The following is a 23,653-nucleotide window of genomic DNA, read 5'->3' as shown; positions in this document are numbered from 1 at the left end:
CGAGCAGGGTTCGAGCGCTGCCCCTGGCGACGACGAAACCCTCCGCAGTGCCGCGGTCACAACTCGACGCGCCCCGGCCGACGCCGGCATCCTTCGAACGAAGCGCGCCGTCGGCGCTGCGAGACCTACACAGCGCCGGCGAACTGCGCGTTGTACAGGCGGTAGTACGCGCCCCGCTCCTCGAGCAGGCGTTCGTGCGAGCCGTGTTCCACGATCCGCCCCTCCTCCATGACGACGATCAGGTCGGCGTCGCGGATGGTGGACAGGCGGTGGGCGATGACGAAACTGGTCCGGTCACGGCGCAGGGCGGCGGTGGCGTGCTGCACCAGCAGTTCGGTGCGAGTGTCCACCGAACTGGTGGCCTCGTCCAGGATGAGGATGGACGGCTTGGCGAGGAACGCGCGCGCGATGGTGATCAGCTGTTTCTCGCCGGCGCTGACACCGGAGCCCTCCTCGTCGATGACCGTGTCGTAGCCGTCGGGCAGCGCGTGCACGAAACGGTCCACGTAGGCGGCGCGCGCCGCGGCGAGGATCTCCTCTTCGCTCGCGTTCGGGTTGCCGTAGGCGATGTTCTCCCGGATCGTGCCCCGGAACAGCCAGGTGTCCTGCAAGACCATGCCGATGCGCGAACGCAGGTGGTCGCGGGTGATCTCGGTGATGTCGACCCCGTCGATGGTGATCGTGCCCGCGTCCAGTTCGTAGAACCGCATGAGCAGGTTCACCAGCGTGGTCTTGCCCGCGCCGGTGGGGCCGACGATGGCGACCACGTGCCCGGGCTCGGCGACCAGGGACAGCCGCTCGATCACCGGCTTGTCCGGTTCGTAGCGGAACGAGACGGCCTCGAACTCCACCCGGCCGCGGTCGACCGGGCGCGCGTCGGCCATCACCGGGTCCGGGCTCTGCTCGTCGGCGTCGAGGATCTCGAAGATCCGCTCGGCCGAAGCGACACCGGACTGCAACAGGTTGGCCATCGCGCCGAGCTGCGTCAGCGGCTGGCTGAACTGACGGGAGTACTGGATGAACGCCTGCACCTCGCCGAGCGAGAGACTGCCGGTGGCCACTTTGAGGCCGCCGACGAGCGCGACCAGCACGAAGTTCACGTTCCCGAGGAACATGATCGCGGGCATGATCAGGCCGGAGATGAACTGCGCTTTGAAGCTGGCCTGGTAGAGCTCCTCGTTGCGCTGGTCGAACTCCTTGCCGACCTCGCGGTTGCGCCCGAACGCGGTGACCACCTCGTGGCCGGTGTAGGCCTCCTCGACCTGGGCGTTCACCAGGCCGGTGTACTTCCACTGGTTGACGAAGTGCGGCTTGGACCTTTTGGCGATCTGCGCGGTGACCACGATGGCGGCCGGCACGGTGAGCAACGCGATCACCGCCAGCTGCCAGGAGATCCAGAACATCATGACCAGGATGCCGAGCACCGAGAACACCGAGATGAGCAGCTGGCTCATGGTCTGCTGCAGGCTCTGGGAAACGTTGTCGACGTCGTTGGTCACCCGGCTGAGCACGTCGCCGCGCGGAGCGGAATCGAAGTAGCGCAACGGAAGCCGATGGATCTTGTCCTCGACCTCACTGCGCAGCCGCTTGACCGTCCGGTTGATCACGACGTTGAGCAGGTAGCCCTGCAACCAGCCGAAGACGGCCGCGCCGATGTACAGCAGCAGCACCAAGGTGAGCACCCGGCCGACCGCGCCGAAGTCCACCCCGACGCCGGGCACCACGTCCATGGCGCTGAGCATGTCGGCGAATGTGTTGTCGCCCTTGGCCCGCAGCGCTTCGATCGCCTGGTCCTTGGACACGCCGGGCGGCAGCTGTTTGCCGACCACACCGTCGAAGACCAGATTGGTCGCCTTGCCGAGGATGTACGGGCCGATGGTGTTCAGCACCACCGAGACGATCACCAGCGCGACGATCAGCCCGACCTGGACCCGCTCCGGCGCGAGCCTGCGCAGCAGCCGTTTCAGCGAGGGTCCGAACGATTTCGCCTTGGTGCCCGGCGCACCGGGAGTGGGCATTCCGGGCCTCATCGCGCCTCCTCGGCACTCAGTTGCGACTCGACGATCTCCCGGTACTCCGAGCAATCCCGCAGCAGCTGCTCGTGGGTGCCGATGCCCGCCACCGCGCCGTCTTCGAGCACCACGATCTGGTCCGCGTCCCGAATGGTGGCGATGCGCTGCGCGACGATGAGCACCGACGCGTCCGCGGTCTCCGGCTTCAGCGCCGCGCGCAGCCGGGCGTCGGTCGCGACGTCGAGCGCGGAGAACGAATCGTCGAACAGGTACACCCTCGGCCTTTTCACCAGCGCTCGCGCGATGGCCAACCGCTGGCGCTGCCCGCCGGAGACGGTGGTGCCACCCTGGGCTACGGGTGTTTGCAGCCCCTCCGGCATCTCCCGGACGAAATCGGCGGCCTGCGCGATCTCCAGTGCGCGCCAGAGTTCCTCGTCGGTGGCGTGCGGATTGCCGTAGCGCAGATTGCTGGCGATCGTGCCGGAGAAGAGGTACGCCTTCTGCGGGACGAGGCCGATCTGCGAACGTAAGATCTCCAGGTCGATGTGGCGAACGTCGGTGCCGCCGACGTAGACCGCGCCGTCGGTGACGTCCATCAGCCGGGGGATGAGATTGATCAGCGTGGTCTTCCCCGCGCCGGTGGAGCCGACGATCGCGGTGGTGGTGCCGGGCCGCACTTGGAACCGGATCGCTTTCAGCACCGGCTTCTCGGCGCCGGGAAAGGCGAACTCGGCGAACTGGATGTCCACGACGGCCGGGTCGTCGGTGAACGGCTGTGGCAGGCGCGGAGGGTGGACCGAGGACTCGGTGTCGAGCACCTCGCCGACCCGGTCGGCGGAGACCGCGGCGCGCGGCGCCATCATGGCCAGGAACGAGGCCATCATCACGGCCATCAGGATCTGCATGATGTAGGACAGCATCGCGGTGAGCGAACCGATCTGCATGTGCCCCGCGTCGATCGCGTGTCCGCCGAACCAGATCACCGCCACGGCGGTGACATTGCTGATCAGCATGACCGTGGGGAACATCAGCGCCATCAACCGGCCGACCCGCAGCGCAGTGTCGGTGAGTTCGGTATTGGCCAGGCCGAACCGCCAGGTCTCCTGCCGCTCCCGCACGAAAGCGCGCACCACGCGGATACCGGTGATCTGCTCGCGCAGTACCCGATTCACCTCGTCGATCCTGGCCTGCATGTCGCGGAAGCCGGGCACCATCTTGGAGATCAGCACGCCCATCGACAGCCCCAGCGCGGGGACCGCGATCAGCAGCAGCCAGGACAGGCCGAGATCCTCGCGCAACGCCATGATGATGCCGCCCACGCACATGATCGGCGCCATCACCAGGATGGTCGCCGACATCACGATGAGCAGCTGCACCTGCTGAATGTCGTTGGTGTTGCGGGTGATCAACGACGGTGCGCCGAACATGCCCACTTCGCGCGCGGAGAACGTACCGACCTTGTGCAGCAGCGCGCCGCGCAGGTCGCGGCCCGCGCCCATGGCCGCCTGCGCGCCGAGATAGACCGAAGCGGCCGAGGCGACGATCTGCACGCCCGTGACGGCGAGCATCCACAAGCCGGTGGTCCAGATATAACCGAGATCACCTTTGGTGACGCCGTCGTCGATCAGGTCCGCGTTCAGGCTCGGCAGATACAGCATCGCGATGACGGAAATCAGCTGAAGCACAACGACCCCCGCCAGCTGGGCGCGGTAAGGGTACAGATGCGTGCGGAGGAGTCTGATCAGCATGATGAATCGCAGGCTACCGGCTGTCGGCGCGACGCGTCGTGGACATTTCTGACCTGCATGGATGGGCTCCCGTGGGGGTCGACGGTGTCAGCGGCGCGCCCACGCGCCCGGGTCTTCGGTGAGCGCCTCGACGAATCCGGGCAGCCGATCGCTCGCGATGTCGGCGATCGTGACGTTCTCCAGCACCGCGCGGATGTTGACCCGCAGTGCGATCCACACCCGCTGCAACGGCTCCGCCACGCCGGAGTAGCGGACGTCCTCCGGGCGCGCACCGCGCACGGACGCGAGGGGACCCTCGATCGCGCGGATCACATCGGCGATGGAGATGTCGGCGGCGGGCCTGGCCAGCCAATAGCCACCGTCCGGTCCTCGCCTGCTGATCACCAGTTCGGCCCGGCGCAGCTCGCCGAGCACGGATTCGAGCACCTTGGGCGGGATCCGCTGGGCGGTGGCGATCGCTTCGGCCTTGACCACCGGCGCGGCCTGCACGAGAGGTGCGCCGAGCCCGGCCACGGACTGTTCCAGCCGCGGCGCGCCTGCGATCTCGAGCAGCGTCCGCACCGCGTAATCGACCTTCGCGGTGATGTGCACAGCGGCGACTCCTGGCGTCGAGGGGATACGTCGAATCTACGCGCCGCCACCTGCCAGCACGCAGGTCGCGGCATCCAACAGTGACGATTCCACCAGCGAATCGTCCGCGCCAGGCACGAGTTCCTTGGACACCAGCGCCACACCGATCACCTCGAGCGCGGCGCAGGCGCGCAACTGCGCCTCCTCGGTGGCGTCCGGCCCGGCCAGCCACTCACGCAGCGCCTGGCTGGCGTCCATCAGATCCGGGTAACGGTCGGCCATGGCGTTGATGATCGTGACGGTGTCGCGCACGACCAGGGCTCCGGCGTCACGATGATGGATAAGGCCGCGTAGATACGTCCGCAGGACCTGGCGGATGCTCTCGGCATCGTGCGGCATCTGGTCGAGATCGTCCACGACCGAACGCATGTGATCGACGATCGGGTCGATGATCGCCAATAGCAGATCGAGCTTCGACGCGTAGTGATAGTAGAGCGACGCCTTTGTGATTCCTACCGCATCCGCGACCTCGCGCAGGCTGGTCTGCTCGAATCCTTTGGCTCCGAAGAGCTTCACCGCAGCGTCCCGAATCGCGCTTTTAGTGCCTCCACCTGCGGCGACAGCGCCGGGTGTGTCACGCACAGCCATTCGATGATCCTCTCATCACCTTCGCATCGAGCGAATGTCGCCCGCAGAATAGAGGTTGTACCTCCGCTTAGCTCCTGGGTAGTCTACCTACCGCACGGTAGGCAGAAAGCGTCAGTGGAGGCGGAGGCAGGCAGGGCACCTCCGCGAGTGCTGTCTACACGCAGACCCAGCACGATCCCAGTCATCGCTAGGAGTAAGCACTCGTGTCCGTTTATCTGTACAGATGGGGGAAGTTCGCCTTCCGCCGGAAATGGATAGTCCTTCCCGTCTGGCTCGTCTTGTTCGTGCTCCTCGGTGGTTTGGGAGCACAGCTCAGCAAGCCGATGAGCAACGACTTCAGCATGCCGGACCTGCCTTCCGAACGCGCCAACGAAATCCTCGACAAGCACTTCCCCGGCGCCTCGGCCGCGTTCAAGTTCGACGCGGTCACCGGCACCTACGTCGCCGCCGCGCCGGAGGGACAGAAGCTGACCGATCCGGCCAACCGTGCGGCGCTGGAAGCGTTCATCGCCAAGCTCGGCCAGCTCGACATCGTCGATCACAGCAAGCCCATCACCAATCCGGTCGACGCGACCGAGAAGATGGGTTGCCTGACCGCCCCCGACCCCGCGCAGTGCAGTGGCGCCCCGCTGAACGTGCTCAGCAAGACCGCGCCCGCGACCGTGGCGGTGATCAACGTCCCGTTCACGATCGCGAAGTTCACCGACGTCACCGACGCGCACCGGGAAGCGGCGTACGACGTCGCCGCCGACGCGCGCAACGCCGGGCTCACGGTCGAGATGAGCGGTTCGATCGCGCAGAAGCAGGAAGCGCCCAGCGGTAAGTCCGAGATGATCGGCATGGCCGTCGCACTGGTCGTGATGATCGTCGCGTTCGGCGCCATCGTCGCCGCGTTCGTGCCGATCGTCACCGCGATCGTCGGCCTCGGCGCGGCCACCTCGCTGATCATGCTCGGCACGTCGGTGATCGAGGTCCCCAGCTTCACCACCTTCCTCGCCTCGATGATCGGCATCGCGCTGTCCATCGACTACGCGCTGTTCATCGTGTCCAGGTACAAGCACGAACTCGCGGTCCAGGACGCGCCGGAAGAGGCGGCGGGCACCGCGCTCGGCACGGCCGGTTCCGCCGTCGTGTTCGCCGGCCTGACCGTCATCATCGCGCTGGCGGGCCTGAGCATCGTCGGCGTCGAGTTCATGACCTTCATGGGCCTCGGTGGCGCGATCGCCGCCGGTTTCGCGGTTCTCACCGCGATCACGCTGATGCCCGCGCTGCTCGGCGCGTTCGGCCGCTTCCTGTTCAAGCCGAAGCTGCCCGTCGTCGCCCAGCACGATCCCGAGGACGACAGCTCGGTGACCAACGGCATGCGCTTCGGCCGGCTGATCGGCCGTATGCCGTGGGTCGCACTGGTGCTGAGCGTCGTAGTGCTCGGCGCGCTCGCCGCTCCCGCGGCCGGTCTGAACCTGGGCCTGCCGGGTGACGACAGCATGCCGAAGACCTCCACCATCCGGAAGGCCTACGAGCTGCGTACCGAGGGCTTCGGCGAGGGCAGCAACGGCGTGCTGAACGTGGCCGTCGACCTGAGCGCCGTGCCCGCCGAGAACCGGGATGCCGCGGTCAAGGCGCTGCGCGACAAGCTCGCGTCCTATCCGGGCATGGACTACGTGACCGAGCCGCAGTGGAGCCAGGACCAGCAGGGCGCGCTGCTGGACGGCGTGCCGAAGTCCGGGCCGAACAACCAGGCCACCAAGGACCTGGTGCAGGACGCCAGGGAGGCCGAAGGCCAGCTGAAGGCCGAGTACGGCATCGAGTACGGCATCACCGGCACCACGGCGATCTACGCCGACGTGGACCACGTGCTGCTCAGCAAGATCGTGCCCTACCTGGCGATCGTGGCGGGCGCGGCGTTCGTGCTGCTGATCCTGGTGTTCCGGTCGATCCTGGTGCCGCTCACCGCCGCCCTCGGATTCCTGCTGTCGATGGCCGCGACCTTCGGCGCGACCGTGCTGATCTTCCAGGAGGGCAAGCTGGGCCTGATCGAGGATCCGCATCCGCTGGTCAGCTTCATGCCGATCATGCTGATCGGCCTGGTGTTCGGCCTCGCGATGGACTACCAGGTCTTCCTGGTGACCCGGATGCGCGAGGAGTTCGTGCACGGCAAGTCGGCCAAGGAGGCGGTGGTCGCCGGTTACCACCACGGCGCGCGCGTGGTGACCTCGGCGGCGATCATCATGATCTCGGTGTTCGGTTCGTTCCTGCTGGAGACCGACGTGACGGCGAAGTCGTTCGGCTTCGCCCTGGCGGCGGGCGTGCTGCTGGACGCGTTCGTGGTCCGCATGGTGCTGATCCCGTCGCTGCTGGTGCTGATGGGCAAGTGGTCGTGGTGGATGCCGAAGTGGCTCGACCGCATCCTGCCCGACATCGACGTCGAGGGCTCGAAGCTGCGTGAGCTGCAGCAGCGTTCGGCCGAGACGGCGAAGGTGCCGGTCGGCGTCAACTGATCCGGCGGCCTCGGCCCCGCATCCGGAGTCCGGATGCGGGGCCGAGTGCGTTTCACCGGCTGGGTTGCGGGAGTTCGCAGTCGCCGACCCGCGGATTCACCCCGATGTAGTTGAGTGGGCCGGCGAGGGCGGTGAGACCGATCGTGCCCCAACCGGCACAGTTCAGCGGGGGGCCGCTGTCGAAATAGTGCCGCTGACCGGCCGCGAGCAACCCGACCGCCAGCCAGGCCAGCAGCAGGAACCCGAGCAGCCGGGAGCCTACGCCGGGGCCACGCCCGGCACGCGCACGACGTTCGTAATCACGCCCACGACGTTCGTAATCGCGCATCTCATCGGTTCCTTCCGTGGCCCCCGTCGAGGGGGAATACCCGGCCATACCGACAGTTACCCAACGAACCCGAGGTAGCAGCGATTGCATCGCGGAGTAGCAAACACTTGGTTCACATTCCGGCAGACGAAAAGCGACGGCCGGGTGGCCTGCCACCCGGCCGTCCTCGTTCACTCGATCGGACTACGGACTCGGTTGCGGGACATTGCAATCCGCGATCTTCGGATTCACGCCCATGTAGTTGAGCGGTCCCGCGATGACAGTGACGGCGATAGTGCCGAAACCGGCGCAGTTGACCGGTCCACTGTCGAAATAGTGGCGTTGTGCCGCGGCGATCACGCCGATCAGCAACCAGATCAAGACGATTACACTTCCGATTCTCATGTTTCTCTCGCGCATCGTTCCCGCGCGGATTGTCCGACGGCGCATCTGGCATCGCGTCCTTCCCGCACTTCCGTATCGGGCGTATACCCGCGATCGCGCCGATTACCCGTCGCGGAACGGGCCAGTTTTCGTGCCGTTCGGCGGGGGCGGCGGGGGCCGTCGGCTGGTAGCTTCGGCAGGTATGGCGGCGGTGTTGCAGTGGTGGATTCCCGGGTGGGTCATCCTGCTCGTGCTGGTGGCGGTCTTCGAGCTCACCGTGAACAAACGCCGCCGACGCCGCCGCACACCGATCTCCGGCACCTTCACCGACGAGTTCACCGCGCTGTTGTACGCCACCAAGCGCATGGAGCTGGATCATCGCGAATCGGTGTCGATGCTGCGCGACGAGCAGGACGAGGGCGCGCCGCCGTTGGTCGGTGTCGACCTCGACGGACACAAGGTGGTGCTGCGCCGGGAAGCGGGAGAGTGAACCGCTGCGCCCCTGAGATTTCCAGCGAAGGCGGCGGTCGTCGGCCAGAATGAGGCCATGCGCGCCTCGATGGATGAGAAATGGCGGCGGTTCGGCGAGCACCTCGCGTCCGCGCCGGGACAGCTGCCCAGCGAGGTCCGCCGCGTCCTGCGCGACGGGGCTGCCGGGACCGCCGACTCCGGCCAGGACGTCGCGCCGGAACTCGCCGCCTTCGGCGACCTGGTGGCCGAGCGGTCCTACCGGGTCACCGAGCAGGAGATCGCGGCACTGAAAGCGGCCGGGCACACCGACGACGAGATCTTCGAGGCGACCGCGGTGGCCGCCTACGGTGCGGCCGACCGGCGCCTGCGCGCGGCTCGCCTGGCGTGGGAGGGGTACTGAGATGTGGCTGGAAGCGGTGCGATCCGGCCACGACCGGCCGACCCGGCTCGTGTTGTGGACCATGCGGCGGTTCAGCCGCGTGGAAGTCCCCGCGGTGCTGAAGGTGCTGTTCTACCGGCACAGATTCTTCGGATCCCCGCTGTCGGAGCTGATTCAGGACGTCATGCGCGGCCCCTCCTACTGGACCGTCGCCGAACGCGAGATCTTCGCGACGCACACCTCCCAGGCCAACGAGTGCCCGTTCTGCGCCACCTCGCACGAAGCGATCGCGGGCGCGTACGCCGACGCCGACGTGGTGACCCGCGCCTTGGCCGGCGGCAAGGACTCCCCGCTGCGCCCCGAGGCCCGGGTCATGCTCGATTTCCTCGCGAAGATGGCTCGTGACCCCGACGCGTTGACCGCCGAGGACGCCGCGCTGGTCCGGCTGGCGGGCGTTTCCCGCGAAGCGTTCGACGAGGCCGTCTGGGTGGGCACCTGCTTCAACGTGATCAACCGCATGATGAACACCGTCGGAGCGGGACCATTGGAGGACAGGCAGCGCGGCGTGAGCGCGCGATTCATCAAACTCGCCGGCTACCGTATGCCGCCACCGGTGACATTGTTCTCGCGCGGCGTCTGATCTCATTTCACGCGATCCGCTCGCGTCCCGGATCGATGTGTGTTCTCCTCGAATGGTGAGCCAAGTCCACTTGGGGCACATTTTTCACATCGCCGGAAGTCCCGCTGCCGGCGCTGTGTCCGACGCGCTGGTCGACGTCCCGGACGGCGCGCTGATAATCGACGACAGTGGCCGTGTCGCATTCTGCGGACCGCGCTCCGATATTCCGGCCGAGTACCGCGCCGAAAAGGTGTTCGATCATCGCCCCGGATTCCTGCTTCCCGGATTCGTCGACACCCACATTCATTTCCCGCAGACCTTCGCGGGGGACGCCTACGGCGGCGGGCAGCTGCTGGAGTGGCTCGAATTGTGCATCTATCCGGCGGAATCCCGGTACGCCGACCCCGAATTCGCCCGGCGCGCGGCCGCCGAATTCTGCGCGCGCCGCATCGCCGCGGGCACCACGGCGGCGATGGTCTTCGGCTCGGCCTTCCCGCACGCGCAAGACGCCCTGTTCGCCGAAACCCGGCGGCGCGGGCTCCGGATGGTCGGTGGCCGCGGCATCCAGACGACGGGAGAACCCGCGGCGGCGCCCTTGATCACCTCCGAAGACGATGCCATTCGCCTGACCGGCGAGGAGATCGGCAAGTGGCACGCGGCCGACACCGGTGAGGTGGGCACCGCGCTACTGCACGTGGCGATCGTCCCGCGGTTCTCCTTGGCGGTCACTCGGACGACGTTGAAGAACCTGGGCGAACTCTACGATTCGGTGCGCGGGCGCGGCGTCTACTTCCACACCCACCTCAACGAGAACAACCGCCCGGGCACCGGTGAAGTCGACAGCACCAAGCAGGCATACGGCGTGACGACCTACCTGGACACCTACGACGGGAAGTTCCTGCCCGGATCGGCCACGGGGGGCAAAAGCCTGCTCGGCAGGCGCAGCATCCTCGCCCATTGCGTGCACTGTCAGGACGCCGAGCTGCGGAGGATGGCCGAGACCGGCACGTCGGTCGCGCACTGCCCGGTATCGCAGCAGTTCCTCGGCTCCGGCACCATGCCGTGGAAGCGGACGCTCGCCTCGGGCGTCACGGTGGCCGCGGGCACCGATTACGGCGGCGGCGACGAATGGCTGATCCCGCAGGTGCTGTCGGCCGCGTTCAAGGTGCACATCTCCGAGCCGGGCGAGCTCGGCGTGTCGATGCATCCGGCGGAAATGCTGTTCACCGGCACGCTGGCCGGCGCACGCGCCTTGGATATGGAAGACCGGTTCGGGAACTTCGACATCGGCAAGGAGGCCGATTTCCTCGTGATCGAACCGGGGCGCGTTCCGGCGCTGGAAAGCAGCCTGGCATTCGGCATTCGTTCCGACGACCCTGCATTGGCGCGGGATCAGACGCTGTTCGCGCTGCTGATGGGTATTCGCGAGCCCGCGATCACCGAGGTCTACGTGCGGGGCCGTCGGGTCGACGCCGCATAGTTCCCGATGGACGCCGCCGCCACCGCCGTAACGGTCTTCCACCGACCAGCGCACGACGCGGCTTTCCGGGAATGGCTGGCGCGGATGACCGAATTAGCCCGCGAGAAGGACGGATTCGTGAATGCGTCCGTGGCGGTGACCGAAAATCCGCTGCTGGATCCGGGATGCAGCGTCACATTCCGATCCGAACCGGCGCTGCACGCATTCCTCGACTCGGCCGAACGGGCGGGCGCATTGTCCGACGGCGCAGCGCTCGGCTTCCATCGCAAGAGTTCGGATCTGGTCTTCGTGGAAGGCGAGTCGCCGCCGCCGGGCATCGGCGTTTTCCGGCACAGCGTCGCACGCGAGAAGGAAGCCGAATTCGAGGCGACCGAGGCGCGACTGGTCGCCGTGAGCTCGAAGTTCCCCGGATTCGAAGGCGCTGCCCTGTTCCCGTCGGACGGCGGGCGCTGGTTCTCGGTGCTTCGATTCCGCACGGAACGGCAATTGTCGGAATGGCTGCGCTCCGACGAACGCGCCGCCGCCTTACCGGAACTGCGGGAGAAACTGACCGAGGACTTCACCGTGGACGCGCACACCACGCCGTTCGGCTCGACCGTGCGAACGGTCGGCGGTGAGACCAGGATGACGCCGACCTGGAAGACCGCCATGATGGTGCTGCTGGTGTTGTATCCGACGGTAATGGTGCTGTCGCGCTTCCTCGGGCCGGTGCTCGACCGGCTCGCCGCGCCACCGTGGCTGGCCCTGTGGCTCAGCCAGATCATCAGCGTGGGCCTGATGAGCTACTTCCTCTCGCCCGCGGTCGCGAGCTGGTTCCGCCGCTGGCTCGATCCGATCGACGGCGCGAGCCCGCGCGTCAGCGTCATGGGCGCGGCGGTGGTCGTCGCGCTCTACGCGCTGACGCTGCTGCTGTTCGCGTCGGTGCGCTGGTTGCAGTACTGGGATTACGACTGAGCCCGCTCAGGACAGATCGAGGTGCCGGTTCATCGACATCGCGGCCTCGGCCAGGTCGGGAAGCTCCACCACCGTCACACCCGCCTGCCGCAACCTCTCCACGCCCACGCAATTCACCACGAACGTCGACGGCTCGCGCCACGCGATCACCACCATCGGGATGCCGGCCCGCAGCACCCGATCCGTGCACGGCAGCCGATCCTTCGTCCCGCGTTCCGAGCACGGTTCCAGCGTGCTGTACAGCGTGGCCCGCGCCAGCCGCGGATCCGCCGGGTCCAGCTTGCCCAGCGCGGCTTCCTCGGCGTGCTCCTTCGGGTCCGACTCGCGGGAGTAGCCGGTCGCGATCTCCACGCCGTCGGCGACGATCACCGCCCCCACCGAGAACGCGCCCGCCGCCACCGGGCACAGGCGCGCGAGCTCGATGGCCCGGTTCATCCAGTAGCGGTGGTCGGGCTCGGTCACCGTATCGCCCTCCTTCGGCTGCTGACGCACTCGTCCTTCGACCGATCGAAAAAGCCCCTCACCTGCGCGAACAGATGAGGGGCTGGAGCGGTGGCGGAGGGATTTGAACCCTCGGAGGGGGGTTACCCCTCACACGCTTTCGAGGCGTGCTCCTTAGGCCGCTCGGACACGCCACCGCCGACAACCATACCGGACCGTCGCCGGATCACTAAATCGCCTGCTGACCTGCGGGCTCAGCGCTGGGCGCGGAAGAAATCGTCGAGCAGCGCCGCGCACTCGTCCTCTAGCACGCCGCCACGCACCTGGGGCCGGTGGTTGAGACGACGGTCGCGCACCACGTCCCACAGCGACCCGACGGCGCCCGTCTTCGGCTCCCAGGCGCCGAAGACCAGGCGGCCGACCCGCGCGAGCACCAGCGCGCCCGCGCACATGGTGCACGGCTCCAGCGTGACGGCGAGGGTGGCGCCCTCCAGTCGCCAGCCGTCGCCGTGGACCGCGGCGGCCCGGCGCAGCGCCAGGATCTCCGCGTGCGCGGTCGGATCGCCGAGCGCCTCCCTGGCGTTCGCGGCTCGCGCGAGTTCTCTTCCGGCGGCGTCGAATACCACCGCACCGACCGGCACGTCACGAGCCCCGGCGGCCGCCGCGGCTGCGATGGCGGCGCGCACCATGTCGGCGTCCGACGGGATCGGGTCGTCCGGGGGAACGCCCACGTCAGCGCGGCAGCTTGTCCAGTACCGCGGCGAATTCTCCGGCGAAGCCGAGGCGCTGGGCGATCATGCCGAGTTGCTCGTCCGGATAGAGATCGGTCTCGGCGAGGATGACGCTCAGCACCGGTTCGGGCAGGCCCAGATCGGCGAGCACCCCCAGGTCGCCCTCCTCCCACGGCTCCACGTCGTCCAGTTCGTCCGGATCGATATCGGGGATTTCCACGTTCAGGGCTTCCAGGACATCCGCGGCGATGTCGTAATCGATCGCGGCCGTGGCGTCCGAGACGAGCATCCGGGTTCCGCTCGGCGCGGGCCGGAGCACGATGAAGAACTCGTCGTCGATGTCGAGCAACCCGAACACCGCTCCGGAGCTGCGCAAAGCCTTCAGTTCGCTCTCCGCGGCGGACAAATCGGTGAGGGCGTCCCGGCTCAGCGGACTGCACCGCCATTTGCCTTCTTCGCGGACAACCGCCACTGCGAACCCTTCCACGTCGTCGTAATCGTCCGACGCCGCCCTGTTCGTGCCCGAGCGCTGTGCTGCCATGGCCGCAACGGTAGTCGGCTCGAGGGGAAATGTTGAAGTCGTATGCGAATCTGTTCCGGTGACTTCGGCGAAGAAAGCTCCCGTATGCGTCCTCGGGACCGGTTTGATCGGTGGGTCGCTATTGCGCGCGGCCGTCGCCGCGGACTACGACGGCTGGGGCTACAACCGGTCGGCGGCGGGCGCGCGGGCCGCGCGCGCGGACGGATTCGACGTCACCGAACACCTGCCCGCCGCGTTGCGCCGCGCGGCCGCGGCCGATGCGCTGATCGTCGTCGCGGTGCCGATGCCCGCGGTCGACCACATGCTCTCCGCCATCGCGACCTACGCGCCGCAGTGCGCGCTCACCGACGTGGTGAGCGTGAAGGCGCCGGTCGCGGCGGCCGTGCGCGCCCACGGACTCGCCGACCGGTACGTGGGCGGTCACCCGATGGCGGGCACGTCCGAATCGGGCTGGGCGGCCACCGATGCCAAGTTGTTCGGCGACGCGGTATGGGCGGTCGGCGTGGACGAAGGCACCAGGGCCGACCCGTGGACCCGCGTGGTGCGGCTCGCGCTGGACTGCGGCTCGGTGGTGGTTCCGGTGGTGGCCGCCGAGCACGATCGCGCCGTCGCGCGCATCTCCCATCTCCCGCACGTACTTGCCGAGGCGCTGGCGCTGGCGGGCGCCGGTGGCGGTGATCTGGCGCTGGGACTCGCGGCCGGGTCGTTCCGGGACGGTACGCGGGTCGCGGGCACGGCGCCCGACCTGGTTCGCGCCATCTGCGAACCGAATTCGACCGCGCTGCTGGAGGTTCTGGACGAAACGCTCACGGTGCTGGCCACGGCCCGCGACAGCCTGCGCGACGCGACGTCCCTCGCGGATCTGGTCGAGGCCGGGCACGACGCGCGGCGACGCTACGAATCCGCGCGGCGCTGGGAGATCACGGATATCCGCGCGGGTGACCGCGATTGGCTGGAGCACCTGCGCGCGGCAGGCGAGCGCGGCGGGGTCATCACCCGGCTGGACTGACCGTGCGAGAGCCGTCCACTCCCCCGACCTGCCGGAGTCGGCCCGGCCGCTGCTGATCGTGAGTGAATACCTCGCGACTGCCACGTTCCCTTCGGCCGCAGGTCCGCAGGCGTCGAACTGTGCGAGGACGAGCCGGGCAGCTCCGGCGACACTCCCCCGTCGAGTAGCTGCCGAACAACGAGTTCGTCCGGGGTGTCGGCTCGGCGCTGCCGTCGGCGGCCCCGGCTGAGCGTCGGCGAGATTACTCGAACCTCGGGACTCGATGGCCCTCCTCGGCGCGAAAGCTCGACTCGCGTACCGCGGTGTCGCCTCAGATGCGTTCGGCCAGGCCCGGGTAGTCCAGCACGAATCCGTCGGCGTCCACCGTGACGGTCGCGCTGGACACCGGCGACAGCACGCTGATGCCGTCGGCGGCGCTGCTGTAGATCAGCGTGGCCTCTTGGACGAGCAGGTCGGGCAGGCGGACGTAGACCACCGGGACCTGCCGGTCCTCGACCGCGTGCTGCAGGTCGTAGCGGCGGATCGGCAGGGTGTTGAAGAACGGGCTGAGCACCACGTCCACGTCGAGCGCCCCGGCGAAGGTCGAGCGCACATGGTTGCCGCCGGCGTCGACGAGCCAGTAGTCCTCCTCGTCGCGGGCGATCGAGGCGTGCCGCTCACCGGCGGCCGTCGTGGTGCGCACCGACAGCCGCTTCGTCACCCCGTTCTCGTCGGTGACCAGGTCGTACGACGCGCTGAACGCGGGGTGGTCCGCGCTCGCGCCGCCGATCATGCGCCCGGCGGCGCGGATGCGGTTGCCGTTGAGTTGCACCCGCACCGACTCCATGCGCGTCGCGTCGTGGGCGCGCCAGGTGAGGATCGCCGGCCACCGGGATTCCTGCGGGCTCGCGGCGGCGCTCTCGGGGTCGGAGGCTGGGGTCGTCACGTATCTACCGTAAGCGACACCCGGCCCCGGCCCGTACAACCGCCGCTCATCACACCAGCGACTCCCGCCACGCCGCGTGCAGGCCGGCGAACCGACCGGTCCCCGCGATCAGGGCCTCCGGCGTGCCGTCCTCGACGATCCGGCCGGACTCCAGCACCAGCACCCGGTCCGCGATCGCCACCGTGGACAGCCGGTGCGCGATGATCACCGCCGTACGCCCGCGCAGCACGGTCTCCAGCGCCCGCTGCACCAGCCGTTCGCTCGGAATGTCCAGGCTCGACGTGGCCTCGTCCAGCACGATCACGGCGGGATCGGCCAGGAACACCCGAGCGAACGCGACCAGCTGCCGCTGCCCCGCCGAGAGCCTGCCGCCGCGCTTGCGCACGTCGGTGGCGAAGCCCTCCGGCAGCGCCTGCACGAAGTCGTACAGACCAACGGCGCGCGCCGCCGCGAACACCTCGGCGTCGGTGGCCTCGGGCCTGCCCAACCGGATGTTGTCGGCCACCGACCCGGAGAACAGGTACGACTCCTGCGTGACCATCACCACGTTGCGGCGCAGGTCGACGTCGGCGAGGTCGCGCAGGTCGATGCCGTCCAGGGTGACGGTGCCGCCGGACGGGTCGTAGAACCGCGTCAGCAGCTTCGCCAGCGTCGACTTGCCCGCGCCGGTCGCACCCACCAGCGCGATCACCTGCCCCGCCGGGATGTCCAGGGTGAACTCCGGCAGCACCGGCCGCGTCCGCCGATCGGGCTTGCCCGGCTCGGTGGACGACCCTGTCGAGGCATCGGCTCTCGGCGAGTGGCCGGCGTCCGCCGCAGGTGCGCTCGAATAGCCGAACCACACCTTCTCCATCCGCACCGCGCCGGACGCCTTGTCCAGCGCCACCGGACGCGCAGGCTCGGGCACCGACGGCTCCTCCTCCAGCACGCCCGAGATCTTCTCCAGCGCGGCCGCCGCGGACTGGTAGGCGTTGAACACCTGCGCCAGCTCGTCCAGCGGCCCGTAGAACTCGTTGAGGTACAGCAGGTAGGCCGCGAGCACGCCGACCGCGAGATCACCCTCGATCACCCGCCAGGCGCCGACCACGATGATGATCACGGTGGTCAGATTGCCGAGCAGTTTGGTCAGGCCGGCGTAGTCACCCATGCCGCGCATGGCCGCGGTGGTCGCCCGGCGGTATTCGGAGTCCTCGATCGCAAGCACCGACTCGTTGCGCTGCTCCCGGCGAAACGCCTGCACCGCCCGCATGCCGCCCATCGACTCGACGAACTGCACGACCACCTTGGCGATCGCGGCGCGCGTGCGCCGGTAGCCCGCGCGCTGCCTGCGCTGCGCCCAGCGGGTGACCAGCACCAGCGGGACGAATCCGGTCAGCACGATCGCGGCGAGCGTCTGATCCAGGTAGATCAGCAGCGCCGCGATGGTGACCACCGACAGGATCGCGCTCAGCGCCTGGTTGAGCGCGCTCTCCAGCAGTTCCTGCAGCGTCTCGATGTCGCCGGTGAGCCGCGCCACCACCTTGCCCGAGGTGTACTTCTCGTGGAAGGCGACGCTGAGCCGCTGTGTGTGCGCGAACGCGCGGACGCGCAGGTCGAACAGCACGCTCTGGCTCAGCCTGCCGGACACCCGCAGGAAGGAGTACGTACTGATCACGCTGATCAGGACCGAGCCGAGGTAACCGGCCACGGTCCACGCCAGCGGCGTCCAGTTCCCCTCGACACCGCGCGCGATGCCGGTGTCCAGGCCGTGCGCGACGAACAGCGGCGCCGACACCTTGGCGACGTTGTCCAGCACGATGAGCACCAGCGCGAGCGCGGTGAGTTTGCGGTAGGGCTTGACCAGGTCGAGCAGTAGCCGCCGGGAGCGTCCGGCCAGCACCAGATTCCCGGTCTCGGTGACCTCCTTGTCCTCGCCCGCGATGCCGCGCCAGTCGGCCGCCCGCTCCTCGGGTTCCGGAAGCTCCTCCGGCGCCTCGTCTTTCGATTCGGTGGTCGTGATGCTCACAGCTGCTCACCTCCCATCAGTTCGCGGTAGCTTCTGCTGGTACGCAGCAATTGGTCGTGGGTTCCCTCCGCGACGATCCGGCCGTCGGCGAGCACCGCCACCCGGTCGGCCAGCGCCGCCGTGGACGGACGGTGCGCGACGAGCAGCGTCGTCGCGTCGGCCAGCACGGTGCGCAGACGGGCCTGCACCCGCTCCTCGGTCTCCACGTCGAGCGCGGACAGCGGGTCGTCGAGCACCATGATCCGGCTGCCCTCGCCCCCGCCCGCGCCGGTGAGCACCGCACGGGCCAGCGCGAGTCGCTGCCGCTGGCCACCGGACAGGCTCAGGCCCTGTTCGCCGATCCTGGTGTCCAAGCCCCAGGGCAGGTCGTCGACGAACTCGGTGGCCTGCGCGACCTCCAGCGCCCGGCGCACATCGGCGTCCGTGGCGGCCGGGTCGCCGAGCGCGACGTTCTCCCGCACACTCGCGGAGAACAACACCGGGTCCTCGAACGCCACCGAGACCAGCGACCGCAGGTCGGCGACGCGCATCGTCGCGATATCGATGCCGTCGATGGTGATCGCGCCGCCGGACACGTCGTACAAGCGCGGAATCAAGTTCAGCAGTGCTGTCTTACCGCTTCCCGTCGCGCCGACCAGCGCCACCGTCTCGCCTGGGCGAACTCGCAGCGACACCTCCCGCAGCACGTCTTTCTCGGCGTCGGGGAAGGCGAATCGCACCGCGTCCAACCGCAGTTCGCCGCGGATGCGCTCGGGCAGGTCCACCGGATCGGCCGGGTCGGTGATGTCGACGGGGGTGTCGATGATCTCCCAGTACCGGTCGGCCGCGGTGCGCGCGTCGTTCAGCTCGGCGAGCAGGAAGCCGGTCCAGATGATCGGCCACTGCAGGAAAGTCGCCAGCGTGATGCCCGCGATCAAGGTGCCGAGCGTCATCGTGCCGTGCGCCACCGCGTACCCGCCGTAGCCGAGCGCGAACGCGATGGCCAGCTGCGGCAGGCTCACCATGCTCGACCACAATGTCGCGTCCAGGCGCGCCTTCAGCAACTCGGTCTGCCGCAGCTCCTGCGCCTGGGCGGTGAAACGGCGTCCGAAGAAAACGCCCCGTCCGAACGCCTTGAGCACCCGTACGCCCTGCGCGGACTCCTCGGCGGTGGTGGCCAGGTCACCGGACTGGTCCTGGGACCGCCGCGAGGCCACCGCGTACCGGCGCTCGAAACGGATGCAGCCGATGACCAGCGGGATCGAGATCACCGCGAAGATGGCGCCGATCTGCGGGCTCAGCGCGATCAGCACGAGCAGGCCGACCGGAATGATCACACCGTGGATGAGCAGGAACGGTCCCGCGAAGGAGACGAACCGGCGCATGGTGGCCAGGTCGTCGATCGCCCGCGAGAGCAGCTGACCCGACTCCCACGCGTCGTGCCTGCCGATCGACAGCGCTTGCAGTTTCCGGAATATCTTGGCGCGCAACGTGATCTCGAACCGGGTCGCGGGCGCGGCGATCAGCCAGCGGCGTCCCCACACGCCACCGGCTTCCAGCAGGCCGAGCGCCAGCACCGCGGCCACCGGCCACAGCGCGCCCCCGAGATCGCGGTGGGCGACCGGGCCATCGATGATCCGGGCGATCATCAGCGGAATGACGACGGCCGTCAGGCCGGACAGCAGCGCGAGGCCGCTGGCGGCGAGCAGCATCCCGATGTGCGGACGCAGGTACGGCCAGAATCGGCGCAGCGAATGCAGCCGGCCCGTGGCGGCGGGCCGCTCCGTTCTGTCGGCCTCCGGTTCGGCCGGCGAAACGTCCAGTGCGACAGACAAGACTCCCCCTCGAGGTATGCGACTGGCGGCGGAGAACGGGACCCACGGTGATGTTCGCAGCGGGGTCCGACATTCCAGGGTCGCACCGGAACGTGCGTCGACCAACCGATTTTCCGGCCGCCGCCGGACATCCGCGCTCGTCGCGGCGACGGGTTCCACGCTCATTCGCCAAGTCGACAACCTCGAGCGAACTCGAGGTCAAGCCGCGCGGATCTAAGATTCCCCCATGCTGATCGTCGCCGGATGTCTACGGGTCACCGATCGCGAGCGCTACCTCGACAGCTGCCGGGAAGTCGTCGCCCTCGCCCGCGCCGCCGAAGGCTGCCTCGACTTCAGCCTCGGCGCGGACCTGATCGAATCCGATCGGGTGAACGTCTACGAGCGCTGGGCGACCCGTGCCGCGGTGGAACGCTTCCGCGGGACGGGCACCTCGGGCGACCTCGACGCCCAGATCGTGAGCGCCGACGTCCGGGAATTCGAGTACGAGACCGAGACCCGGCTCTAGCCGACGACCGCGGTCTCGGACTCCCACTCCTGCGGCGCGTCCGGGAAAGCCTGCTGCTGGTGGCCGCCGCGCAGCGTGCCCTCCAGATAGGCCGCCCGGCAGGCGCGGCGGGCGATCTTGCCGCTGGACGTGCGTGGAATCGAACCCGCGGGCACCAGCAGCACGTCACGGACCATGACGCCGTGCCGCTGCGCGATCGCGGCGCGCACCGTGTCGGCCACCGACTCCGACTCCACCTTGCCGCCACCGGTATTGCGCTCGGCGACGATGACCAGCTGCTCCGAGACGTCCTCGGCGTCGCGGGTCAGGCCGGAGCGGCTGCCCCCTTCCAAGACCAGCGCGGGCAATTCGTTGGCGGGCACCGAGAACGCCGCGACGAATCCGGGACGCAGGGCCGTACTGGATTCCTGGGCCGAGAACTCCAGGTCTTGCGGATAGTGGTTACGGCCGTCGACGATGACCAAGTCCTTGACGCGGCCGGTGATGTACAGCTCGCCGTCGAGGTAGGCCCCGAAATCGCCGGTGCGCATCCAGTTGGCGTCCGGCGGGGCGCCCTCCGCGTGACTGCCCTCGGGCAGCCGCTCGGCCAACTGGGCGCGGAAGGTGGCCTCGGTCTCCTCCGGGCGGCCCCAGTATCCGATGCCCATGTTCTCGCCGTGCAGCCAGATTTCCCCGACCTCGCCGTCACATCGCTCGGTGCCGTGTTCCGGATCGACGATCACCGCCCACTGCGACCGCGCGACGTATCCGCAGGACACCTGCGCGATGGCGTTGTCGGCATCCGCGGCGACCTCGACCATCCGCCCGGCGTTCAACTCGGTCCGGTCGACATGGACGACCTTCGCCTTGTCCTTCGCCCGGGTAGCGGAGACGAACACCGTCGCCTCGGCCATGCCGTAGCAGGGCTTGATCGCCGTCTCCGGCAACCCGTACGGCACGAACGCCTCGTTGAACTTCTTCATCGACGACACCGACACCGGCTCGCTGCCGTTGATCAACCCGATCACATTGGACAGGTCCAATTCCTCGCCCGGCTTCGGCTTGCCACGCGCCGCGGCGTGCTCGAACGCGAAATTGGGCGCGGCGGCGAAAGTCCCGGCGCCGTCGGAAGCGGCGGCCAGTTCCTTTATCCAGCGGTACGGGCGGCGTACGAACGCGCTCGGCGACATGATGGTGATGAACCCGCCGCCGACCGTCGGCAGGATCACGGCCAGTAGACCCATGTCGTGGAACAGCGGCAGCCAGGTGACCCCCCGCGAATTCTCGGTGACGCCGATGGCGTCGATCATCTGCAGTAGGTTGGTGCCCACCGCGCGGTGGGTGATCTCCACGCCCGCGGGCGTCCGGGTGGAGCCCGAGGTGTACTGCAGATAGGCCACGCTGTCGATGTTGATGTCCGGGCGCACCCAGGAGGCGCCGACAGTGTCCGGGATCGCCTCCACCGCGATGATGCGCGGACGCTGCGGCGGCGGCAGGTGCCGGAAGAATTTCCGAACGCCGCTCGCCGCGGAACCCACCGTGAGGATCGCGGCGGGCGTGCAGTCACCGAGCACCGCGTGCAGGCGGTCGGTGTGCCCCTGTTCCTCCGGATCGAACAGCGGAACGGCGATATTGCCCGCGTACACGGCGGCGAACAGCGCGACGACGTAGTCGAGCCCTTGCGGGGCGAGGATCGCCACTCGGTCGCCCGGCTGCGTGACCTGTTGCAGCCGCGCCGCCACCGCGCGCAGGCGCACACCGAACTGCCGCCAGGTGAGCTCCAGGTATTCGCCGTCCCTTTCCCGCGAGTAGTCGATGAAGCGGTAGGCGAGGTCGTCGCCGTTCTCCCTGCTGTGCTTGTCGACGAAGTCGATCAGAGTCTTGTCCCCCCGAATTCTGATATTGCCCTGATCGTCCAAATAGTCGTCGAAGGTTTCGTCGATCATCGCCTTATCCTTTTCCAGCGCACAGACACTCGGGCCGTGCAATGACACCGAACACAGGTCGATAACGAAGCGTCGGGAAGGCTAGCAGGTGTCCCGGCCACCTAGCGGTCAGTACCGGCCGAAGGCGAGCGCGACGTTGTGGCCGCCGAATCCGAACGAGTTGTTCAGGGCGTAATCGATCCGGCCGGGCCGGGAGCTGCCGTGCACCACGTCGAGATCGATTTCCGGGTCCTGATTGTCCAAATTCAACGTGGGCGGGACTATTTCGTCGCGCACGGTGAGCACGGTCAACACGGATTCGAGCGCGCCGACCGCGCCGATGGAATGGCCGAGGGCCGATTTGGGCGCGTAGACCGACGCGTGGCTGCCCACCGCCTGGCCGATCGCGCGCGCCTCCGCCGTGTCCCCGATCGGAGTGGCGGTCGCGTGCGCGTTGACGTGCGTGACGTCGGCCTTGGCCAAACCGGCCGTCCGCATCGCCCGCGTCATCGCGCGCGCCGCGCCGGTGCCCTCGGGGTCCGGCGCCACCAGGTGGAAGCCGTCCGAAGTGATGCCCGCGCCCATCAGCCGGGCGTGGATGGTCGCGCCGCGCGCTTTCGCGTGCTCCTCGGTCTCCAGCACCAGCAGCGCGCCCGCCTCACCGAAGACGAAACCGTCGCGGTCGGCGTCGAACGGGCGCGAGGCGCTCTTCGGCGCGTCGTTGCGGGTGCTCATCGCGCGCATCATGGAGAACGCCGCGATCGCGAGTGCCTGGATCGAGCCCTCCACCCCGCCGGTGACCACCATGTCGGCATCGCCCATGACGATCGTCCGCCACGCGTTGGCGATCGCCTCCGCGCCGGAGGAGCAGGCCGACACCGGTGTCGTCACCCCGGCCCGGGCGCCGAGTTCCACTGCGACGCAGGCCGCTGCGCCGTTCGGCATCACCGCCTGGACGGTGTACGGCGACACCTTGCGGTAGCCCCCGTTGTGCAGTTTGTCCCGAGCGTGGATCATCGCCTCCGCGCCACCGAGCCCGGTTCCGATGGACACCGCCAGACGGTGCTTGTCCACCTCCGGGCTGCCCGCGTTGCGCCAGACCTCGCGCCCGAGCACGACGGCCAGCTGCTCGACGTAGGCGAGCCTGCGGGACTCCGCCGCGTCCAGATACGCCGTGGGCGGAACTTTCAGATGCCCGCCGATGCGGACCGGCAGCTCGAAATCGTCGATGAAATCGTCTTCCAGGACGTCGATACCGCTGTCGCCGTTGAGCAAGCCCTTCCACGTGGAATCCACGTCACCCGCGAGGGACGTGGTGGCCGCGAGGCTTGTGACCACAACGGAGGGAAATCGTCCGTTTTTCGTGGAAGGCATCTGCATGTTTCGCTCACTTTCCCTAGCGTCGCTCTGGAACTTCGTCGAGCAAAAGCAGTGCGCGAGCACGCCACCAGAATCGTGGGCGGCCCGCACGGATGGCACTGGAGCGCAGGCGGAACGGCCGGTCATCACGTCCGTGTGCGACCACCCTTGTGCATTATTGGAAATGCGCACCGATCGCACGGCGTGACACGCGGACCGTACCAGGTGCAGGTGGCGATGGTCGCGTGTTGGGGGATCGCCCCCGACGACTCGAGTAACCTGCTCCCCGGGCGCGCGGGCGGCGTCCGGTGTGGACGCGAGAAAGGGAAGGTCGTTGACGGGCGCGCGG

Annotated in this window: 22 protein-coding genes and 1 tRNA gene; 8 read left to right on the top strand and 15 right to left on the bottom strand. The window is 68.4% G+C overall.

All coding sequences use genetic code 11. The annotated features are described in order from the left end of the window. Positions 1-125: 125 nt before the first annotated feature. The 4 genes from QMG86_RS32925 to QMG86_RS32910 all read right to left on the bottom strand — a co-directional run bounded on the left by QMG86_RS32925 (position 126) and on the right by QMG86_RS32910 (position 4,978). Positions 126-2,030 carry an ABC transporter ATP-binding protein gene (locus tag QMG86_RS32925; protein ID WP_281876787.1) on the bottom strand — a complete coding sequence of 635 codons (1,905 nt, stop codon included), beginning with the start codon at positions 2,028-2,030 and terminating at the stop codon, positions 126-128. Continuing rightward, positions 2,027-3,760: an ABC transporter ATP-binding protein gene (locus tag QMG86_RS32920; RefSeq protein WP_281876785.1), complete on the bottom strand. Its 1,734-nt coding sequence runs from the start codon at positions 3,758-3,760 to the stop codon at positions 2,027-2,029. The genes QMG86_RS32925 and QMG86_RS32920 overlap by 4 nt, the downstream gene beginning before the upstream one ends. Positions 3,761-3,847: 87 nt before the next feature. Continuing rightward, complete coding sequence (locus QMG86_RS32915; RefSeq protein WP_281876784.1) at positions 3,848-4,351, bottom strand: RrF2 family transcriptional regulator; 504 nt, start codon at positions 4,349-4,351, stop codon at positions 3,848-3,850. Between the two features lie 36 nt (positions 4,352-4,387). Beyond that, positions 4,388-4,978, bottom strand: coding sequence for a TetR/AcrR family transcriptional regulator (locus QMG86_RS32910; RefSeq protein ID WP_281876783.1), 591 nt, complete (start codon positions 4,976-4,978; stop codon positions 4,388-4,390). Between the two features lie 203 nt (positions 4,979-5,181). Between QMG86_RS32910 and QMG86_RS32905 the strand changes: the two genes are divergently transcribed. Beyond that, on the top strand, positions 5,182-7,476 hold the full coding sequence (locus tag QMG86_RS32905; protein ID WP_281876781.1) for an MMPL family transporter: 2,295 nt from the start codon (positions 5,182-5,184) through the stop codon (positions 7,474-7,476). Positions 7,477-7,528: 52 nt separating this feature from the next. On the opposite strand, the gene QMG86_RS32900 is transcribed toward QMG86_RS32905, so the two are convergent. Both QMG86_RS32900 and QMG86_RS32895 read right to left on the bottom strand, forming a co-directional pair. Beyond that, the gene (locus QMG86_RS32900; RefSeq protein ID WP_281881261.1) at positions 7,529-7,726 is read right to left on the bottom strand and encodes a hypothetical protein; all 198 of its coding nucleotides are present in this window, start codon (positions 7,724-7,726) and stop codon (positions 7,529-7,531) included. 261 nt (positions 7,727-7,987) lie between these two features. After that, the gene (locus tag QMG86_RS32895) at positions 7,988-8,188 is read right to left on the bottom strand and encodes a hypothetical protein (protein ID WP_281876777.1); all 201 of its coding nucleotides are present in this window, start codon (positions 8,186-8,188) and stop codon (positions 7,988-7,990) included. Positions 8,189-8,369: 181 nt separating this feature from the next. Here QMG86_RS32895 and QMG86_RS32890 point away from each other — a divergent pair, with 181 nt between their 5' ends. Genes QMG86_RS32890 through QMG86_RS32870 form a run of 5 tightly spaced genes read left to right on the top strand, consistent with a single transcriptional unit; the run spans position 8,370 to position 12,070 of the window. Beyond that, positions 8,370-8,657 carry a DUF6191 domain-containing protein gene (locus QMG86_RS32890; protein WP_281876776.1) on the top strand — a complete coding sequence of 96 codons (288 nt, stop codon included), beginning with the start codon at positions 8,370-8,372 and terminating at the stop codon, positions 8,655-8,657. A gap of 57 nt (positions 8,658-8,714) precedes the next feature. Then, positions 8,715-9,038 (top strand): hypothetical protein, encoded by a 324-nt coding sequence (locus QMG86_RS32885; RefSeq protein ID WP_281876775.1) that lies wholly within the window; start codon positions 8,715-8,717, stop codon positions 9,036-9,038. Between the two features lies 1 nt (position 9,039). After that, entirely contained in the window at positions 9,040-9,657 is a 618-nt protein-coding gene (locus QMG86_RS32880) for a carboxymuconolactone decarboxylase family protein (RefSeq protein ID WP_281876774.1), read from the top strand. Positions 9,658-9,709: 52 nt separating this feature from the next. Further along, positions 9,710-11,116 carry an amidohydrolase family protein gene (locus tag QMG86_RS32875; RefSeq protein WP_281876773.1) on the top strand — a complete coding sequence of 469 codons (1,407 nt, stop codon included), beginning with the start codon at positions 9,710-9,712 and terminating at the stop codon, positions 11,114-11,116. A gap of 6 nt (positions 11,117-11,122) precedes the next feature. Further along, the gene (locus tag QMG86_RS32870; protein WP_281876772.1) at positions 11,123-12,070 is read left to right on the top strand and encodes an antibiotic biosynthesis monooxygenase; all 948 of its coding nucleotides are present in this window, start codon (positions 11,123-11,125) and stop codon (positions 12,068-12,070) included. A 6-nt stretch (positions 12,071-12,076) separates the two neighbouring features. On the opposite strand, the gene QMG86_RS32865 is transcribed toward QMG86_RS32870, so the two are convergent. The 4 genes from QMG86_RS32865 to QMG86_RS32850 all read right to left on the bottom strand — a co-directional run bounded on the left by QMG86_RS32865 (position 12,077) and on the right by QMG86_RS32850 (position 13,783). Continuing rightward, positions 12,077-12,532, bottom strand: a complete 456-nt coding sequence (locus tag QMG86_RS32865; RefSeq protein ID WP_281876771.1) for a deaminase — start codon at positions 12,530-12,532, stop codon at positions 12,077-12,079. An 88-nt stretch (positions 12,533-12,620) separates the two neighbouring features. Beyond that, positions 12,621-12,708: transfer RNA gene (locus tag QMG86_RS32860), tRNA-Ser, on the bottom strand. A gap of 57 nt (positions 12,709-12,765) precedes the next feature. Further along, a complete protein-coding gene (locus tag QMG86_RS32855; protein WP_281881260.1) occupies positions 12,766-13,200 on the bottom strand; it encodes a nucleoside deaminase in 435 nt (144 codons plus the stop codon). A 43-nt stretch (positions 13,201-13,243) separates the two neighbouring features. Beyond that, positions 13,244-13,783, bottom strand: coding sequence for a tRNA adenosine deaminase-associated protein (locus tag QMG86_RS32850; RefSeq protein ID WP_063019013.1), 540 nt, complete (start codon positions 13,781-13,783; stop codon positions 13,244-13,246). Between the two features lie 58 nt (positions 13,784-13,841). Here QMG86_RS32850 and QMG86_RS32845 point away from each other — a divergent pair, with 58 nt between their 5' ends. Further along, on the top strand, positions 13,842-14,792 hold the full coding sequence (locus QMG86_RS32845; protein WP_434086139.1) for a prephenate dehydrogenase: 951 nt from the start codon (positions 13,842-13,844) through the stop codon (positions 14,790-14,792). A gap of 310 nt (positions 14,793-15,102) precedes the next feature. On the opposite strand, the gene QMG86_RS32840 is transcribed toward QMG86_RS32845, so the two are convergent. Genes QMG86_RS32840 through QMG86_RS32830 form a run of 3 tightly spaced genes read right to left on the bottom strand, consistent with a single transcriptional unit; the run spans position 15,103 to position 19,413 of the window. Continuing rightward, complete coding sequence (locus QMG86_RS32840; RefSeq protein ID WP_195084967.1) at positions 15,103-15,717, bottom strand: putative glycolipid-binding domain-containing protein; 615 nt, start codon at positions 15,715-15,717, stop codon at positions 15,103-15,105. A 49-nt stretch (positions 15,718-15,766) separates the two neighbouring features. Then, positions 15,767-17,722, bottom strand: coding sequence for an ABC transporter ATP-binding protein (locus tag QMG86_RS32835; protein ID WP_434086138.1), 1,956 nt, complete (start codon positions 17,720-17,722; stop codon positions 15,767-15,769). Further along, positions 17,719-19,413, bottom strand: coding sequence for an ABC transporter ATP-binding protein (locus tag QMG86_RS32830; RefSeq protein ID WP_281881258.1), 1,695 nt, complete (start codon positions 19,411-19,413; stop codon positions 17,719-17,721). The genes QMG86_RS32835 and QMG86_RS32830 overlap by 4 nt, the downstream gene beginning before the upstream one ends. 349 nt (positions 19,414-19,762) lie before the next feature. Between QMG86_RS32830 and QMG86_RS32825 the strand changes: the two genes are divergently transcribed. Continuing rightward, the gene (locus tag QMG86_RS32825) at positions 19,763-20,041 is read left to right on the top strand and encodes a putative quinol monooxygenase (RefSeq protein WP_281876769.1); all 279 of its coding nucleotides are present in this window, start codon (positions 19,763-19,765) and stop codon (positions 20,039-20,041) included. On the opposite strand, the gene fadD32 is transcribed toward QMG86_RS32825, so the two are convergent. Further along, positions 20,038-21,966 (bottom strand): long-chain-fatty-acid--AMP ligase FadD32, encoded by a 1,929-nt coding sequence (gene fadD32 / locus QMG86_RS32820; protein ID WP_434086137.1) that lies wholly within the window; start codon positions 21,964-21,966, stop codon positions 20,038-20,040. The two genes, QMG86_RS32825 and fadD32, sit on opposite strands and share 4 nt — an antisense overlap. A 108-nt stretch (positions 21,967-22,074) precedes the next feature. Continuing rightward, positions 22,075-23,325 carry a KasA/KasB family beta-ketoacyl-ACP synthase gene (locus QMG86_RS32815; RefSeq protein WP_281876767.1) on the bottom strand — a complete coding sequence of 417 codons (1,251 nt, stop codon included), beginning with the start codon at positions 23,323-23,325 and terminating at the stop codon, positions 22,075-22,077. Positions 23,326-23,653: the final 328 nt, after the last annotated feature.

Source organism: Nocardia sputorum, from assembly GCF_027924405.1.
Classification (GTDB): Bacteria; Actinomycetota; Actinomycetes; order Mycobacteriales; family Mycobacteriaceae; genus Nocardia; species Nocardia sputorum.
Note: the sequence above shows the minus strand (reverse complement) of the source record. Positions and strands in the feature narration are given on the sequence as shown.

Bases quoted from the DNA above. Each gene is read 5' to 3' on its own strand.
- QMG86_RS32870 (WP_281876772.1), top strand. From the start codon at position 11,123: ATGGACGCCGCCGCCACCGCCGTAACGGTCTTCCACCGACCAGCGCAC.
- QMG86_RS32895 (WP_281876777.1), bottom strand. From the start codon at position 8,188: ATGAGAATCGGAAGTGTAATCGTCTTGATCTGGTTGCTGATCGGCGTG.
- QMG86_RS32850 (WP_063019013.1), bottom strand. From the start codon at position 13,783: ATGGCAGCACAGCGCTCGGGCACGAACAGGGCGGCGTCGGACGATTAC.
- QMG86_RS32880 (WP_281876774.1), top strand. From the start codon at position 9,040: ATGTGGCTGGAAGCGGTGCGATCCGGCCACGACCGGCCGACCCGGCTC.
- QMG86_RS32890 (WP_281876776.1), top strand. From the start codon at position 8,370: ATGGCGGCGGTGTTGCAGTGGTGGATTCCCGGGTGGGTCATCCTGCTC.
- fadD32 (WP_434086137.1), bottom strand. From the start codon at position 21,966: ATGATCGACGAAACCTTCGACGACTATTTGGACGATCAGGGCAATATC.
- QMG86_RS32885 (WP_281876775.1), top strand. From the start codon at position 8,715: ATGCGCGCCTCGATGGATGAGAAATGGCGGCGGTTCGGCGAGCACCTC.
- QMG86_RS32830 (WP_281881258.1), bottom strand. From the start codon at position 19,413: ATGCTGCTCGCCGCCAGCGGCCTCGCGCTGCTGTCCGGCCTGACGGCC.
- QMG86_RS32920 (WP_281876785.1), bottom strand. From the start codon at position 3,760: ATGCTGATCAGACTCCTCCGCACGCATCTGTACCCTTACCGCGCCCAG.
- QMG86_RS32925 (WP_281876787.1), bottom strand. From the start codon at position 2,030: ATGAGGCCCGGAATGCCCACTCCCGGTGCGCCGGGCACCAAGGCGAAA.
- QMG86_RS32815 (WP_281876767.1), bottom strand. From the start codon at position 23,325: ATGCAGATGCCTTCCACGAAAAACGGACGATTTCCCTCCGTTGTGGTC.
- QMG86_RS32825 (WP_281876769.1), top strand. From the start codon at position 19,763: ATGCTGATCGTCGCCGGATGTCTACGGGTCACCGATCGCGAGCGCTAC.
- QMG86_RS32855 (WP_281881260.1), bottom strand. From the start codon at position 13,200: ATGGTGCGCGCCGCCATCGCAGCCGCGGCGGCCGCCGGGGCTCGTGAC.
- QMG86_RS32910 (WP_281876783.1), bottom strand. From the start codon at position 4,978: ATGGCTGTGCGTGACACACCCGGCGCTGTCGCCGCAGGTGGAGGCACT.
- QMG86_RS32875 (WP_281876773.1), top strand. From the start codon at position 9,710: ATGGTGAGCCAAGTCCACTTGGGGCACATTTTTCACATCGCCGGAAGT.